A 15,784-nucleotide genomic window follows, 5' to 3' on the forward strand; every position below is an offset into this window, starting at 1 on the left:
AAGCTAAAGTATATGTGTTATAAAGAAAATATTACCATTAAAGCTACAAATAAATTTTTATAGATGGGAGAAAGGTACTTGATTTCTACATAGTCCTTAGAAGATATAAATAATACACCCCATTATTATAACAAAGGCATTTGTACGCATTTCTTGAAACATTTTTATAAAGATAAAAGTGATAGAAAGAGTGGAAAAACGCATATTTATGTTGTATAAATTCGTATTATCTAACAGCTTGATAGCAAAACAAAATTTCGCATGTTTTTAGTTATGTAAAATCTTGAAAGATTTTAAACTAGTGGTTTTTTCTCAAAATATTTTTAGGGTGTTTGGTTTTCTTTTTTAAAATGACAGATGACAAAAAGAAGTTCATATAAAAATAAAAAAGATTCTTAAATATTTGCATGTTTTATTTTTCTATGGACTTTAGTTTTTAGATTGAAACCGATAGCTTAGAGATCTAATTTCATAGGAGGAGGCTGTTTGAGGGAGTATAAATGGGATATCTTCTTTAGGTAATTCAGAAACGTTTAAAGAACAATGATAAACATCGCGAAGATTTTGTGTTGTCAAAACGTTAGTTGCATTTCCTTTGCAATAAATCTCTCCTTCCTTGAGCAAGATCATGTTATCTGCATAATGTGCTGCGAGATTGAGGTCATGAAGAACAGCAAGAACGCCGCCACCAGAATGGGCAAATTGTTTAGCAATATCCATAACGATGATTTGATGTTGAATATCGAGGCTAGCAATAGGTTCATCTAATATCATCCAGCGAGGAATCCCATTATGAACAGGTTTCCAGATTTGGCAAAGGACACGGGCAAGTTGTACTCTAGCTTGTTCTCCACCTGATAATTGGTGATAATACAGGTTGCCATAATCAGAAAGGTCAACGCACTCTAAAGCTTTTTGGATAAGATTTTGCATTTCGGCTTTGGTAATGGTAAATTGGTTTACAGAAAGGCCAAGCCCTACAACTTCATGGACTAAGAATGGAAATACGAGCGTTGTTGATTGTGGTAGCACAGCGCGCATTTTTGCCATTTCATGAGTTTTTGTTTGGCATACATTATAACCATTTAAGGTTATTTTTCCACTGTAAGGAATTTCACCACTCAGAGCTTTGATAAAAGTACTTTTCCCTGATCCATTAGGACCAATAATAATGGTAAAAGCACCACTTTTAGCTTGAAGATTAATGTGTTTAAGAATCTGCTTCTTTCCGCGCTGAACACAAATATTTGTCGCTTTAATCATGAAAAGTCTGTTCCTCGTTTGCATATAAGGATCCATAGAAAGAAAGGAGCACCAAAAAGCGCTGTTACAATCCCAATCGGCAATTCTGCGGGGGCAACAATTAAGCGTGCAAACGTATCAGCAAAAATAAGTAATGCTGCTCCCAAGAGAGCAGAGCAAGGAATGAGATAGCGATGATCAGGACCAATGAGTTGACGTAAAATATGAGGAACAATAATACCAATAAAACCAATACCACCACTGACAGCAACAGCACTACCACACATAAGGGCAACAAGGGGAATAGCAATATTTTTAACGCGTTGAATATGGAAACCAATATGGCCAGCAACAGCTTCTCCAAGAGCAAGGGCATTAAGTGCTCGTGATAAAAAGGGAGAGAAAAGAAGACCAATAACGATGAAAGGGAGAACGAGCCATACTTTCAACCATGTAGCGCCTGCAAGAGAGCCAAGACTCCAAAAAGTGATATCACGGAGTTGTTGGTCATTTGCGATAAAAATCAATGTTCCAACAACTGCACTGCTTAATGCACCAAGAGCAATACCAGCAAGCAGCATGGTTGCAATAGAGGTAAAGCTATTATGCGTTGCTATTATGTAGAGAATAATCGTTGATAAAAGTCCACCAAAAAAAGCACCTATGATAACTTTGTAAGGCTCTAGAAAAGGTGCAAATGAAACAGGAAAAGCAATACCGACAACAATTGCTAAGACTGCTCCAAGTCCAGCACCTGCTGATACACCTATAATTCCAGGATCTGCAAGAGGATTACGGAAAAGCCCTTGCATAAGAACACCGGAGACAGCTAAAGCTGCTCCAATTAACAATCCAAAGATAACACGGGGAAGCCTTATGTCGATAAGCACGAGGTAATCACGCGTTTTACTACTTACTGAAAAATCTTGTGTAAGCATCACATGGAGGAGATCAAGGAAAGAAACCTTTGCGGCACCATTCAAGAGCCCACCAAAAATACTGAAGGTAAGGAATATTATTAAGCTTAATAATAAAACCTTCCCCTGCTTTGAACGGTTTATTTTTTTACCTTCTTTTGTTTCAGGTAAATGCATCATGGATGTACCGTCTACCATTTTTATCAGCTCTTACCGTTTTGATTTGCACCATAAAGTATCTCAATAAGCTCTCTTGATGCGTCTGCAGTGCGTGGACCAAATCCTAAAAAATACATAGCATCCATCTGTTTTATGGCATGATTTTTTGCTGCTGTTGTTGCTTGAACTGCCGGTATGGCTAAAATCTTATCAATGCTAGTTGATCTTGCACCATGTTTTACAAGTAAGATAACATCAGGATCTGATTTCAATAACGCTTCGCCGTTGAGAAGTTTATATCCTTTATAATCGGTGATAGCATTGATAGCACCTGAAAGTTTTATCATACTATCAGCTGCAGTACCTGTTCCAGATGCCATGACGCGTCCATTTTGCACAGAGAAAACAAAAAGAACACGCTTTGGTGTTGTTACTTTCGCCAAAAGCGTATCGTTTTCTAAAAAATTACGCTTCAATTTTTCAATTAACGCAGCGGCTTGAACTTCCCGATGAATGGCTTGACCAACGAGGCGAATCTTTTCTATCACATTTTCACGGGAGTAGTCTTCTGGTATGATCACCAGAGGGATTGATGTTTTTTTGAGAATATCAATTGTTGAAGCGGGACCGCTTCCTTCAACAAGCAATATGCCCTCTGGGGCAAGTGATAAAACACCCTCCGGTGAAAGAGCACGCATATATCCAAGCACAGGAAGCTTGAGCGCTTCTTGCGGGTAGACGCTTGTACTATCACGGGCGACAAGCTGATCTTGGGCACCCAATGCATAGACAATTTCTGTAAGTGCTCCGCCGATAGAAACAATTCGAGCATTTTCAGGAAAACGGGTTGTGGGTTCAGCAATCACTTGTTTAGAAAAACAGGTAAGAGAGAGCAGTAAACATATAAGGAAAAGGTTTGATAACCTATGCAAAAGAGATATGAACATGTCTGACCTTACCTTATCTTAGTTACTGCTGTTTTCTTGGCTCGATGGTAAACCATTCAATAAAGAGCGCCAATCTTCACGTTCTTTTTGGCCCTCCTTGCGTACGCCAAAGAATTGAATAATCATCTCATCATCTTTATCGAAAACTTCAAGTGAGTTGACATATCCATCAATTGTAGGTTTGCGAACACGCCATACCTTCTTGATTCCAGAAACGAGTAAATGGAGGTGAAACTTCTGATCGAGAACATTAAGCCAAGGTCCCATTTGCTTAATATTCTTTACTTGCCCAGTGAAAATTTGGATACATCCTTTATTTCCAACAAAACACATAATTGGTAACTCTTCTTGTGCAACTTGTTTGAGCATCATCTCAACAGCTTCTATTTTTAACTCATCGGCAAATTCATTTCCGGCATGTTTTACGGCATTATGTCGATTAATTTTCAGTTCAGAAATAATTCCATGAAGTTGATGCACATCAGTCATCTGTCGCCAACGATCTCGGAACTTTTCAACATCTAGCTTTGCCGTATCACATTGTACTGGAGTAGGAGCGGGAGAAATATCAAGTGCGGATGATTGATCGTCATGAAGCAACTTTTCAACAAGTGCAGCCCATTCTTCCATATTTGTTGCGTCTTGAGAATAGAGTTTGAAAATAGCAATGCCATATTGATCAAAAAATTGCAGACTTTTCATAGGTGTTCCGAGAATAGTCACGTCATGCTCGAAACCAAACTTCCACTGTTTTGAAAAAATACGCAAGTCAATTTCACCGAGTGTTATCGGAATATGCTGACTTTGAACAATCTTCTCAAAACATCCTGTTATTTCATGGACAGCATTTTCATTCCGTGTTAATGCCATGACTATTCCAAGTTTAGGAGCATTTTCCAAGAGAGTAGCGACATCAGCGCGTAGTTTTTTTGCTTTTCCAATTGTACAATAAGCCGCAATGAGTTCTGCTTCGGATATACCAATAGAGTCCGCGAAATCGCGGTTACGCATTTCTTTTTTTTCTTCACGCAAGTGAATAATCATTTCGGCTGTGTATGACATGGGCTTATCCTTATGTTACCTGTTTAAAGGTTAATTGTTTAATTTTAAAACTCAAAAACAGTGAGTTGAACCACTATCAACTAATGGTTCAACTCACCACCAAAAAAGCCCTTATTTTATCAACAATAGAACAATAAAAACCAATAAATACAAAGAGTTAAAGCGCAAACCTCAAAATTCGTTGTTCAAAGAACAATGAGAACAGAAACGCAATAATTTATTTTTTATCGATATAACCTTTTTAATTGATCTAATGATTAACAAAAGTGACTAAAATTTTTGCACGAACGAAACTTTAAAGTTGCGACCAGGCTGACTATAATAATCCTTCGGTGTTGAGCCGTCATCGGAAGGAAGATCTGATACATTCCAATATTTTTGATTGAACAGATTATAAACACCAGCCCTTATAACAGGACCCTTTTCACCAAATGGCTTCAACCAACCTGACACATCAATAATATTATAACCTGGAATTTTTTGATAGTCCGATTCCTTAGCAACTTTATCACGTTTGGCAGATGAGGTAAGAACAACGTCTGCTCCCCAGATTTCTTTTGCATATCCGATCCCAACAATCGCTTTTAAAGCTGGAATTGAGTTAAGATATTCATCTTTATCAATATCTTTTCCTTGCGAATAGGCAAGAGCAAAATTGCTATGGAATCCACCATTAAGAGCCAAATGTATTTTTGCTTCAGCACCATAAATACGCACATTTGCACGATTTATATAATGGCGACGTGCTAATGGGAATTCCTCTGATGGACCTTTATCCATAGTGTCTATGAAGTCCTTGTATTGATTGAAAAAGGCACTGACTGAACCACCCAAATTTCTATTTCCATACCTTATACCAACATCATACCCATTGCTCGTTTCTGCTTTAAGATCAGGGTTGCCCTTCGAGTAATAAGCAGAGGGTTTTATATAAGAGACGTAAAGTTCTGCAATACGTGGTGCACGAAAAGCCTGTGCCCATTGGGCATAAAGCGTTACTTGATCACGAACATCCCACTCCACACGTAATTTGGGAGAAAAACGTGAACCATTTCTTTCTGGAGGAAATTTGTCAGAAAGTAGAGCTTTCTCATAAGAAGACGTTTTCTGAGGGACATACTTATACCAATCATAACGAATTCCAGGTGTGATACGGAAATGGTTATCGGCAAGGCCAATTTCATCTTCGAAAACAAAACCCAAATTATAGCCATTTGTATCTGGTGAATCTGACCGATTAGCGGGCACAAAGAGGCATCCCCGTGCATTTTCCGGCAAGTGACAATTATCTTTCCCGAACAAATAATGATGAAACTTAGATGACAAGACATTAGCGGCAAGCTTTAACGTATGGTCTACAGTGCCAATATGAACCTTCTTGAGAGCATCAGCATTGAAACCATAATTGGTATTACGCAAAAAATTATCTCTCAAAAAATCCCCTTTGGGTGCCCGAACACGAAATGAAGTCATAATATCATGACTTGACTGTCTTTGCCAATAAATCTGTCCACGAAACGCATCAAAAAGTGCATCTTCATTGCCGTTATAGTCATAAGAAAGAGAAAGGCGTTCACGGAGTTTGTCGTCCTTGTCATAAACGGAACCACGGGCATAATATCTTTCAGAAGCATTCAATGAATGTGTATCAACATTGTGACCAAAACGTTCTGCTGTAAAACCAAGTCGGTGATTGTCATCAAGGTATTGGTGAATTTTAAAGAGCAAATTATTTTGGTCAAAATGAGCAGGGTTTTTACGTGTGCGCTCTCCATAACCTTCTAGGGTTCCCATATTTTTGCGCTCATGACCTTCCGCATAAGAACCTTGGAAAAGGAAAAACGTTTGTTGAGCACGCATTGCAACAGCTTGATCTACGTGCCAACTATTATCAACAGAATGATAACCACTTCTTATAAGACCACCCCAATTTTTTCCTTCTGTGATAAGATCTTCAGGATCAAGGGTACGCAACGCAACAACTCCTCCCAGTGCACCAGATCCATAAAGACTAGAATCCGGTCCCTGAATAACATCAAGTGTGGAAAGCGCACTAAAGTCAAACATTGTGTTACCACTGTTATTACGCAATATATCATTGAACCACGGAAGAACAATACCATCCACTGTTGTGAGAACACGGTTTGCTTCTAAACCACGAATGACAAAACTGTTATTACTTGGGCTATACCCCACGGTTGGATAAAGACGACTAATATCATAGGCATCAGTTATTTGTTTCTCACGAATATCCTTCGCGGTTTTCCGATCTGTCAGAATAGTGACCGAATCCAAGGCCGTCCCTATTTTTTTCTCTTCAATAACAATTGGTTTGAGTTCAGTGACAGCTCCTCCATCTTTATTTCGTGCAAAAACAAATGAAGGTATACAGACCGATAATGCACTTAAAATCACACAGCTTTTATAGATATTTTTTCGTCTTATTTGCATAACACATCACAACCTTTTTAAACATCCCCTCTCTGTTTTGAAATTTTATTTACATACAAAAAGGCTGGACCCGCTGATTAAAACTTGCCAGCCAAGCAGAAGTGATTTTGCCAACAAGACAAAACCACTAGAAAACCATATTAAACATGACAAAATCAGTCAAGAAAAAAGTTGCAATTTCAAAATAGCCTGTTTTAATGAGATTTACACCAATATTAAGCTTAAAATAGCGGCAGAAGAAACGATGAATTTTGAAAATACGACGCAATTATTAACTCTTTGGATTGGTGCATTTGTTGGAGCTTTATTTTTGCATGTATTATTGGGAGCGCAGTTTTATTTTCAAAGTACGGGTGTAAGTAATAGCTTGCTCTCGTCGGAGATTATGCTGACTTTTGTGCAAGAAACTATCTATCCGGATGTTGATACAGATTTGTCAGATATTCATACAGAGTCGGATATTAATACAGAGTCAAAAGTATTACAGTCTGATCTTTTAGAGAAGGAGTCAGAGGAATTAGAATCCGTGGATGAAGTTCAATCGGAAGAGCCTCAGCATATGGTAGAACAAGATGACTTAAAGTCTTTGGAAGAGCCCCTTCCTCAAAAAGTGGAGCATAAAGCGTTTATCAAAAAAACAATACCGATGCCAAAAGCTGTAGTAAAGCGCTCCAATGCAAAGGCGGTACGTTCTTCTTCCACCAACAAGGGCGTCAGTACAGCAGGGCTTGAAGATATGTTGTTAATGGAGTGGTTAGCAAAGGTACAGTCACAATTAGAAAGGCAAAAAAATTATATTGTGGGACAGCGTACCAGTCGTGCAAAAGGAACGGTGAAGTTAGAATTTATGGTGCATAAGCAGGGGAGTATTTTTTCTAGTCGTGTAGCAGTCTCTGCTGGTAATCCGGAACTTGATCGATTAGCGATGGCGGCACTTCAACGCGTTGGTTCTTTTCCACCCCCCCCCCCATCAAAAGTGAATAAAATAATCAGAGTATCCTTGATATTTAGCTGATTTTTTATATGGGGCGCTTTTCTTATAATATATTGATTTATAATGATAATTCATCATTTTGTATTTGAAATAAAAGATCCTAATAGCATAGGGTTTTCTCATTTTGAATTTATTGATACTGAATCAATTAAAATTACTTGCGTATACATCATAAGCAGGTTGGTATGTGGGTGCTATTTAAAAAGGAATAAAAACACGTCTTATGAACGCTTTCAAAGTACTATTTGGGAAGTTAAGGCATATTATTTCCGTCGACCAGAAAGCAGGTCGGTTTTTATATCTATTTTCCCAGTGAGTCTTGCTTTGTAGACACCATAATTTTCCATGACACGCATCACGTAATTACGTGTTTCTGTATAAGGAATACGCTCAATCCAATCAATGACGTTATCGAGAGATTGTCCTCGAGGATCGCCATAACGTTTTATCCATTCATTGACACGACGGGGACCCGCATTATAGCCAATAAGAGTTAGTATATAGGATCCATTAAAACGTTCCAATTGTTCATTAAGAAAATGGGCACCTAATGTTGCATTATAATGAGCATCACTGCTAAATTTTTTAGGAGACCATGCAATTGAGTGTTTTTTTGCCAATGCTTTTGCTGTTGTAGGAAGCAATTGGAGTATACCTTGTGCACCTGCTTTTGATATGGCTGTTGGATTAAATTCGCTTTCTTGGCGTGCAATGGCATAGATAAGCGATTTTTCTTCTACAGAAATATTAGTAGAAGCTGGTATAGCTCCCAGAGGATGAGAGAGTGCACCGACATTTTTTCCCTGAAAAACAGCCATTTTTCCAATTTTGAGACTGGTATAATAGTCTCCGTTTTTTTCTGCCATAACAGCCAGAAGGGCTAATTCGCCGGGACTTTCTATTTTTTTTCCGAGCTCTCTATAAAAAATTTTAGCAAAATCAGCATAGCCGGCTGCTTCAAGACGTTGAATTGCTTTGATCGCTTTTCGTGCACTAAAATGTTGTCGCTCAGCGGTTGTTGGTTTGGGAAAGGAAACTTTAAGCTTTTTTTGGTTGAGTCGTGCAGCGGCTAATTGACCATAGTAAGTTGCACCAAAATGAGCTGCGCGATGAAAGTATTGCTGGGCATTTTTATGTTCTTCTAGCGTTTCTGCTGTTCGTCCCATCCAGTAATATCCACGTGATGCAGAAAAAGGTAAAGAAGAGAGTTGAGGAATACGTGAAAAATGCTGCATTGCCAATTTAGGGTTATGAAGAAACCGTAGTGCGTACCATCCTGCATGAAACTCAGCATCGATAGCTAATGCAGATGTTATACCAGTGTGCATTGCAACGAGTTGATAAGCAATTTTTGGTTTGTTTAAATCGAGCATTTCACGAGAAAGGGCGCGTTGTTCTTTCCATAATGAATGAGGGTTCATAAGGTGGAATGCATCTTTTGATGTTTTCATCATGAGTGCTGCAGCTGCATTATATTGCTCTGTTCGTCGAAGATGGCGTATTCGAGCAAACTGAAAAAGAGGATCTTTTTGCCATGATCTTTCTACAGCTTTTAATTTTTGTGTAGCTCTAGGATCATTTTTTTCAACGGCCACAAAAGCATCAAAAAGAGATTGAGCATGGGCTAATTTTGCAACGCGTGCTGCTGAATCAAAACGATATGCATACAGCATAAACTGCATGCGTTTCAGATGATCAATAGGTTTTAATGCAGCGCTTGCATTTTTAAGAACAAATATTTCTTCTTTTGCATTAAGCTGTGTTTTATGCCACCATGGCGCAATAACGTGTCGAGCACGAGTGGTTTGTCCCGTTGCAATAAGTGCTTTAGCGAAGAGAGCCATTCCTTGCGCTGTTTGGGGCGGGTGATGAGAAAATTTTTGGATGATTGCGCGTGTGAGGTTGGTTTCGTTAAGAAAAGCACGTTCAGCATTGCGTTGCATCGTTTCTATACCGGGCCATCCTTTTAGCATGTTGATTGCATTAAATATTTCAGAACTTGGTATATCAGCTTGGTTTGATATCCCCAGCGCCCATGTCAAAATATGACGATCAAGGCTATGTTTTTCCATTGAATTACGAAGATTTATTGTTTTTGCAATATTGTTGTTTGCTAGTGCATCTAGCCCAGCTTTCAGTTTCTGAAGTGTAGCAGTATTGTGTAATGTCGTGTGTATCTGTTGAAGAGGCTCTAGAGCTTCTTTTTCGGTAAAGGGAGTAGGGCGCACCAAAGGGATTGGCGCTTTCCCGTGCAAAAGGGGTGTTTGCGCGGATGCACTTGAAAATAAAATTCTTATTGCCAGTATAAGTGCAGTAAAGGTTGATACGAAAAGAGAGGTGGAAAATACACGCATAGAGAAAAGACCTTGAGACCTTGCTTTTTGTAAAAACTTAAGGATTTATAGAACACAAGCATGAAAAACGCGTTAATATAGACGGCTTATTTTAAAAAAATGTGCAACATTTAAGGAGGAATATTTTTATCTTAAGAGGGCTTTTTTTGAAATTCATCTTGCTTCAATGATAGAGCAAGATTATGCTCTATTTAAAATTTATAAAAGGCGATTATTAAAAAAAATAAAAGCGAACATTATAGGGAGTTTATCATGCTCAAGGGAGCTATAACTGCGCTTATTACACCGTTTGATAATAAGGGCGCAATTGATGAGAAGGCGTTTTGTGATTTTATCGAATGGCAGATCACACAAGGGATTAACGGTGTAAGCCCAGTTGGGACAACCGGTGAATCAGCAACGTTAAGTCATGAAGAACATAAGCGGATTATAGAATTGTGTGTTGAGCAGGTCGCAAAGCGTGTTCCTGTTGTTGCTGGAGCGGGATCAAATAGCACAAGTGAGGCTGTAGAGCTTGCACAATACGCGCAAAAAGCTGGTGCAGATGCAGTTTTGGTTGTCACTCCCTATTATAATAGACCAAATCAATCTGGTTTATACAAACATTTTTCTTCCATTGCCAAAGCTGTTTCTATTCCGATTATAATTTATAATATTCCTGGTCGTTCTGTTATCGATATGGCTGTGGAAACGATGAAAGACCTTTATCAAGATTTTAAAAATATCATTGGTGTAAAAGATGCAACGAGCAGAATTGAACGCGTTAGTGAACAACGTGAAAAGTGTGGGAAGGATTTTGTACAGCTTTCCGGTGATGATTGTACAGCGTTAGGTTTTAATGCACATGGAGGTATGGGGTGTATTTCAGTTTCCTCCAATGTTGCTCCAAAGCTGTGTGCAGAGCTTCAAGATGCTTGTTTTCGTGGTGATTATAAAACAGCACGAGAATTAAATGATCGCTTGATGCCTCTTAATCGTGCTGTGTTTATTGAGCCTAGTCCAGCGGGTATTAAATATGCTGCTGCAAAATTAGGATTTTGTGGTGATACTGTGCGTTCTCCGATTGTTCCGTTAACAGAAAGAACAAAGAAGATTATTGATGCAGCCCTCAGTCATGCTGGTATTTTAAAAGCATAAAATGATATTGACAAAGCCATGAATAAAAAAAAGAACGCGCCCGTACGGAAAATAATTGCTGACAATCGTAAAGCACGTTTTAATTTTGAAATCCTTAATAATCTCGAGGCCGGTCTTGTCCTTCAGGGAGCGGAAGTAAAGTCCTTACGTTCTAATCATGCCAATATTGCTGAAAGCTATGCGAGTTTTGAGAATGGGGAATTATGGTTAGTAAACAGCTATATTCCTGAATATACGCAGGCTAATCGTTTTAATCATGAACCGCGACGTTTGCGCAAGTTATTGCTTTCAAAACGTGAGATGGCACGTTTTTTTAATGCAACGTCTCGTGAAGGAATGACGCTTGTTCCTCTTAAACTTTATTTTAATGAACGTGGGCGCGTTAAGTTGGAGATTGCTCTAGCGCGGGGGAAAAAACTTCATGATAAGCGAGAAACAGAAAAAAAACGCGATTGGGGACGTGAAAAAGCAAGACTTTTAAAAAGATATGGATGACGAATGCGATCTAGGTATCCTTTATTTATAGCGCTGGTTTAAAACAGTTTTAGCATTGATCTAAGTATGTTTTTGCTGCTTGAAAAATTTGGTGAAACATGGCGTCTGTCAAGCGTCCAGTATTTGTATTATAACGAGAACAGTGATAGCTTGAAAAGATGCGTAATCTGCCGATGTTATTGATTTCGCCGTGTCCAAAAGGGTGAGCTAAAACTTTTGCATTAAGGGCACGTATCGTTGAATGGTGTGCAATGGTTCCTAAGGTAATAACGGCTTTAAGTTTGGGAAGATTTGTTAAAAGAGGTGAGAAGAAATAGCGGCACGTGTTAATTTCTGCACCGGTGGGTTTATTTTCTGGTGGAACACAACGAACAGAGTTAACGATTGCTGCATCAATCAGTTCAAGAGTATCATCTGCTCTTTCTTCGAAGGTTCCTTGGGCAAAACCAAATTTTTTTAAAGTTGAATAAAGTAAGTGCCCAGCATAATCACCAGTGAACGGACGTCCAGTTCGATTTGCTCCACGTAATCCAGGAGCAAGTCCAACAATAAGAAGGCGCGTTGTGTCTGCTCCTTTATAAGGAAAGAAGGGGCGCACCGGTGCGTTATACCAACTTGGTTCTTTTACACGCCAGTCAGCGATAAACTGATGGAGCCTAGGACATAAATTGCAATTTTTGGGTGGTTCTGGGAAAAGTGATGTTAATTGGTTATTCATGGTGTTAGGCATCAATCGTTTTTTCTATTTTTTTGAGTCTTTTATAGCGTATATGACGGGTTATGTTTTGAGAAACAATCTATAATGAATATAAATAAAATTTAATATAAACTTATTACTAATTATTGTGTAAAGAGAGGTAATCTTTCAGTAATTTATTCGATGAATAAGAGCGTAATACACATGATGTTCAAAGAAAAAATCTCTCTCTTTAAGATAAAATATTATCATAAAAATTATGCATAAGGCTGCCTTTATTGCAAAGGATTTTCAACAGCTGGTATTCTTTTTAAAAGGATAAAGACTCCAGACAAGTATTTTGTCAAGAAAGAGCTCCCTCTGTTTGAAGCCAATCTATTGGAATGCTTTTAAGAGCAGCTTTGATAACGGGCATGAATAGGTTATACATTTTTATAAATTTTCTTAAATAATTTCTTTAATCAAAAAATATAAAAGTTTGTGTTGTTTTTCTTGTGTTTTGTTTTGATTATTGTATATACTTCCCTATCCGCTATTAAATTTTTTTATTTGAGAAAGAGGCATAAATGGCCCGCGTAACGGTAGAAGATTGTATTGATAAAGTTGACAACCGCTTTGAATTGGTACTTTTAGCAGGTCATCGGGCGCGTCAGATTTCACAAGGAGCGCAGATTACGGTTGATCGTGATAATGATAAAAATCCAGTTGTTGCTTTGCGTGAAATAGCAGAAGAAACATTGTCGCCTGCTGATTTAAAGGAAGACCTTATTCATTCGCTGCAAAAGCATGTGGAAGTAGATGAGCCAGAAATGGCAAGTGAATTTATTACCCATTCAGGTGAAGCTGAAAGTGTTTTTAATACGTCGTCGCAAGAAGAAGGTACTTCATTTGATCATATGTCAGAAGAAGAGCTTTTAGCGGGTATTGAAGGTTTGGTTGTTCCAGAAAAAAGTGACGATTATTAATTGCAGCAATTTATGTTACAGGAGTAAAGATACCTTGTCATGTGAGGAGCAATTATTTTTCTTGTCTTTTATTGATAGGACGTGTTCAATAAAGATTAGGGGTGTGAAAAGATAAAGGATATGCTCGTATGATGCGTCAGTGTGAGCTTGTTGGACGTGTTCAACGTTACAAGTCTGACGTAGATGAGGCTCTTTTAAACAGGGCCTATGATTATGCAATGAGAAAGCATGCACATCAAAAGCGTGCGTCAGGTGATCTTTATTTTTCTCATCCTTTAGAAGTTGCTGCTATTTTGACGGATATGCGGTTGGACGAGGCAACGATTGCTGTTGCTCTTTTGCATGATACAATTGAAGATACAAGCGCTACACGAGCAGAAATTGATCAGCTTTTTGGTTCTGAAATTGGGAAGTTGGTTGAAGGACTTACAAAGCTTAATAAGCTTGATCTTGTATCAAAGAAAGCTGTACAGGCAGAAAATCTTCGTAAACTTCTTATTGCTATTTCTGATGATGTTCGCGTTCTTTTAGTCAAACTCGCTGACCGCCTTCATAATATGCGTACCCTTGGTGTTATGCGTGATGATAAACGTCGGCGAATTGCTGAGGAGACGATGGATATTTATGCGCCACTTGCAGGTCGTATGGGTATGCAGGATATGCGCGAGGAATTAGAGGATCTCTCTTTCTTTTATTTAAATCCAGAAGGTTATCGTACGATTACTAATCGACTTTCTGAATTATTGAAACACAACCGTGATTTGCTTTCCACAATTGAAAATGAATTGACAAAGCTTTTTTTCGAGCACGGCATTAAAGCAGATGTTAAAAGCCGTCAGAAAAAATCTTATTCAGTCTTTCGCAAAATGGAAAGTAAAGCATTATCTTTTGAACAGTTATCGGATATTTTTGGTTTTCGTGTGATTGTTGAGTCCGTGAATGATTGTTATCGTGCTCTTGGTGTCATTCATACGACATGGCCAATGGTTCCTGGTCGTTTTAAAGATTATATCTCTATACCAAAGCAAAATGATTATCGTTCCATTCATACAACGATTGTGGGACCATCGCGACAACGTGTTGAATTGCAGATTAGAACTGCTGCTATGGATGAAATTGCTGAATATGGCGTTGCGGCACATTCCATTTATAAAGAGCAAGGTTCTAATTATTCGGCTTCGAGGTTATCAAATGAAACAAATGCGTATGCATGGTTGCGTCAAACGATTCAATCTTTGTCAGATGGAGATAATCCGGAAGAATTTTTAGAACACACAAAGCTTGAGCTTTTTCAAGATCAAGTTTTTTGTTTTACGCCGAAAGGTCGATTAATTGCTTTTCCTAAAGGAGCTACTCCTATTGATTTTGCTTATGCCGTCCATACCGATATTGGTGATTCTTGTGTGGGTGTGAAAATCAATGGTCGTATTATGCCTTTAATGACCAAATTAAAAAATGGTGATGAGGTTGATATTATTCGTTCACATGCTCAAATTCCGCCGGCTGCATGGGAATTTCTTGTTGTCACAGGTAAAGCACGTTCAGCTATTCGACGAGCAAGTCGTGCTGCGGTACGTAAACAATATTCGGGTTTAGGATATCGTATTCTCGAGCGTTCATTTGAATATATGGGAAAACAATTTTCAAAAGACGTTTTGAAGAAAGTTTTGCCACGTTTAGCACGTAAAGATGTAGAGGATGTATTGGCTGCTGTTGGGCGTGGGGAGCTGTTTTCCGCTGATGTGATTAAAGCGGTTTATCCTGATTATCAAGATCACCGTGTAGTACAAAAGTCATCTTTTAAGCCTGGGGAAGAAGGTTGGTTTAATATTGAGAATGCTCAAGGTATGATTTTTAAAGTTCCAGAAAATGAAAAGAATGCAATGGTCGAGAATCATCAATCTAAAGCATTGCCTATTAGAGGAACCCGTGGAGATATACCGGTACGTTTTTCACCGGAAGGAGCAGTGCCTGGAGATCGGATTGTTGGTATTATGCAGCCTGGGGCTGGGATCATTATTTATCCAATACAGTCTTCAGCTTTGATGGCATATGATGATCAGCCAGAACGATGGATTGATGTCCGCTGGGATATTGATGCCCAAATGAATGAACGTTTTCCTGCACGGATAAACATTTTGGTTGTAAATAGTCCTGGTTCTTTGGCTGAAATTACACAAATAATTTCTGCTAACGATGCCAATATCCAAAATTTATCTTTTATCCGTACAGCACCAGATTTTACAGAAATTATGATTGATTTGGAAGTGTGGGATTTAAAACATTTGAATCGTATTTTTTCTCAGTTAAAAGAGGCAGGTTCAGTAAGTACAGTACGGCGGGTTCATGGATAAAAGAAAGATT

The 15,784-nt window shown here is 38.4% G+C and carries 12 protein-coding genes; 5 read left to right on the forward strand and 7 right to left on the reverse strand.

Features of this window, described 5'->3' with window-relative positions; all coding sequences use genetic code 11:
- Positions 1 to 429: 429 nt before the first annotated feature.
- From ACFIJK_RS00910 to ACFIJK_RS00930, 5 genes are all read right to left on the reverse strand, one after another.
- Positions 430 to 1,263: a heme ABC transporter ATP-binding protein gene (locus ACFIJK_RS00910; protein ID WP_375625832.1), complete on the reverse strand. Its 834-nt coding sequence runs from the start codon at positions 1,261 to 1,263 to the stop codon at positions 430 to 432.
- Positions 1,260 to 2,357: a FecCD family ABC transporter permease gene (locus tag ACFIJK_RS00915; RefSeq protein ID WP_375625834.1), complete on the reverse strand. Its 1,098-nt coding sequence runs from the start codon at positions 2,355 to 2,357 to the stop codon at positions 1,260 to 1,262. Before ACFIJK_RS00915 ends, ACFIJK_RS00910 begins: the two co-directional genes overlap by 4 nt.
- 5 nt (positions 2,358 to 2,362) lie before the next feature.
- A complete protein-coding gene (locus tag ACFIJK_RS00920) occupies positions 2,363 to 3,265 on the reverse strand; it encodes a hemin ABC transporter substrate-binding protein (protein ID WP_375625048.1) in 903 nt (300 codons plus the stop codon).
- A gap of 18 nt (positions 3,266 to 3,283) precedes the next feature.
- Complete coding sequence (locus ACFIJK_RS00925; RefSeq protein WP_375625047.1) at positions 3,284 to 4,327, reverse strand: hemin-degrading factor; 1,044 nt, start codon at positions 4,325 to 4,327, stop codon at positions 3,284 to 3,286.
- Between the two features lie 270 nt (positions 4,328 to 4,597).
- Positions 4,598 to 6,778 carry a TonB-dependent hemoglobin/transferrin/lactoferrin family receptor gene (locus ACFIJK_RS00930; RefSeq protein ID WP_375625836.1) on the reverse strand — a complete coding sequence of 727 codons (2,181 nt, stop codon included), beginning with the start codon at positions 6,776 to 6,778 and terminating at the stop codon, positions 4,598 to 4,600.
- A 244-nt stretch (positions 6,779 to 7,022) separates the two neighbouring features.
- Here ACFIJK_RS00930 and ACFIJK_RS00935 point away from each other — a divergent pair, with 244 nt between their 5' ends.
- Positions 7,023 to 7,793 (forward strand): cell envelope integrity protein TolA, encoded by a 771-nt coding sequence (locus ACFIJK_RS00935; RefSeq protein ID WP_375625838.1) that lies wholly within the window; start codon positions 7,023 to 7,025, stop codon positions 7,791 to 7,793.
- A gap of 242 nt (positions 7,794 to 8,035) precedes the next feature.
- Here the strand turns inward: ACFIJK_RS00935 and ACFIJK_RS00940 are convergent, their stop codons facing one another.
- Complete coding sequence (locus ACFIJK_RS00940; protein WP_375625840.1) at positions 8,036 to 10,126, reverse strand: lytic transglycosylase domain-containing protein; 2,091 nt, start codon at positions 10,124 to 10,126, stop codon at positions 8,036 to 8,038.
- A 252-nt stretch (positions 10,127 to 10,378) separates the two neighbouring features.
- Between ACFIJK_RS00940 and dapA the strand changes: the two genes are divergently transcribed.
- Positions 10,379 to 11,263, forward strand: a complete 885-nt coding sequence (gene dapA / locus ACFIJK_RS00945) for a 4-hydroxy-tetrahydrodipicolinate synthase (protein ID WP_375625842.1) — start codon at positions 10,379 to 10,381, stop codon at positions 11,261 to 11,263.
- Between the two features lie 18 nt (positions 11,264 to 11,281).
- The gene (gene smpB, locus ACFIJK_RS00950) at positions 11,282 to 11,758 is read left to right on the forward strand and encodes an SsrA-binding protein SmpB (RefSeq protein WP_012231306.1); all 477 of its coding nucleotides are present in this window, start codon (positions 11,282 to 11,284) and stop codon (positions 11,756 to 11,758) included.
- A gap of 49 nt (positions 11,759 to 11,807) precedes the next feature.
- On the opposite strand, the gene ACFIJK_RS00955 is transcribed toward smpB, so the two are convergent.
- Complete coding sequence (locus ACFIJK_RS00955) at positions 11,808 to 12,476, reverse strand: uracil-DNA glycosylase (protein ID WP_375625043.1); 669 nt, start codon at positions 12,474 to 12,476, stop codon at positions 11,808 to 11,810.
- Positions 12,477 to 13,021: 545 nt separating this feature from the next.
- On the opposite strand from ACFIJK_RS00955, the gene rpoZ reads away from it, so the two are divergent.
- A complete protein-coding gene (gene rpoZ, locus ACFIJK_RS00960; RefSeq protein WP_273791104.1) occupies positions 13,022 to 13,420 on the forward strand; it encodes a DNA-directed RNA polymerase subunit omega in 399 nt (132 codons plus the stop codon).
- A 128-nt stretch (positions 13,421 to 13,548) separates the two neighbouring features.
- Positions 13,549 to 15,774, forward strand: coding sequence for a RelA/SpoT family protein (locus ACFIJK_RS00965; RefSeq protein WP_375625844.1), 2,226 nt, complete (start codon positions 13,549 to 13,551; stop codon positions 15,772 to 15,774).
- The last annotated feature ends 10 nt before the right edge of the window (positions 15,775 to 15,784 follow it).

Source organism: Bartonella sp. PS17NMGDW (assembly GCF_042193555.1).
Lineage (GTDB): Bacteria > Pseudomonadota > Alphaproteobacteria > Rhizobiales > Rhizobiaceae > Bartonella > Bartonella grahamii.

Bases quoted from the DNA above. Each gene is read 5' to 3' on its own strand.
- ACFIJK_RS00910 (WP_375625832.1), bottom strand. From the start codon at position 1,263: ATGATTAAAGCGACAAATATTTGTGTTCAGCGCGGAAAGAAGCAGATT.
- ACFIJK_RS00915 (WP_375625834.1), bottom strand. From the start codon at position 2,357: ATGGTAGACGGTACATCCATGATGCATTTACCTGAAACAAAAGAAGGT.
- ACFIJK_RS00920 (WP_375625048.1), bottom strand. From the start codon at position 3,265: ATGTTCATATCTCTTTTGCATAGGTTATCAAACCTTTTCCTTATATGT.
- ACFIJK_RS00925 (WP_375625047.1), bottom strand. From the start codon at position 4,327: ATGTCATACACAGCCGAAATGATTATTCACTTGCGTGAAGAAAAAAAA.
- ACFIJK_RS00930 (WP_375625836.1), bottom strand. From the start codon at position 6,778: ATGCAAATAAGACGAAAAAATATCTATAAAAGCTGTGTGATTTTAAGT.
- ACFIJK_RS00935 (WP_375625838.1), top strand. From the start codon at position 7,023: ATGAATTTTGAAAATACGACGCAATTATTAACTCTTTGGATTGGTGCA.
- ACFIJK_RS00940 (WP_375625840.1), bottom strand. From the start codon at position 10,126: ATGCGTGTATTTTCCACCTCTCTTTTCGTATCAACCTTTACTGCACTT.
- dapA (WP_375625842.1), top strand. From the start codon at position 10,379: ATGCTCAAGGGAGCTATAACTGCGCTTATTACACCGTTTGATAATAAG.
- smpB (WP_012231306.1), top strand. From the start codon at position 11,282: ATGAATAAAAAAAAGAACGCGCCCGTACGGAAAATAATTGCTGACAAT.
- ACFIJK_RS00955 (WP_375625043.1), bottom strand. From the start codon at position 12,476: ATGAATAACCAATTAACATCACTTTTCCCAGAACCACCCAAAAATTGC.
- rpoZ (WP_273791104.1), top strand. From the start codon at position 13,022: ATGGCCCGCGTAACGGTAGAAGATTGTATTGATAAAGTTGACAACCGC.
- ACFIJK_RS00965 (WP_375625844.1), top strand. From the start codon at position 13,549: ATGATGCGTCAGTGTGAGCTTGTTGGACGTGTTCAACGTTACAAGTCT.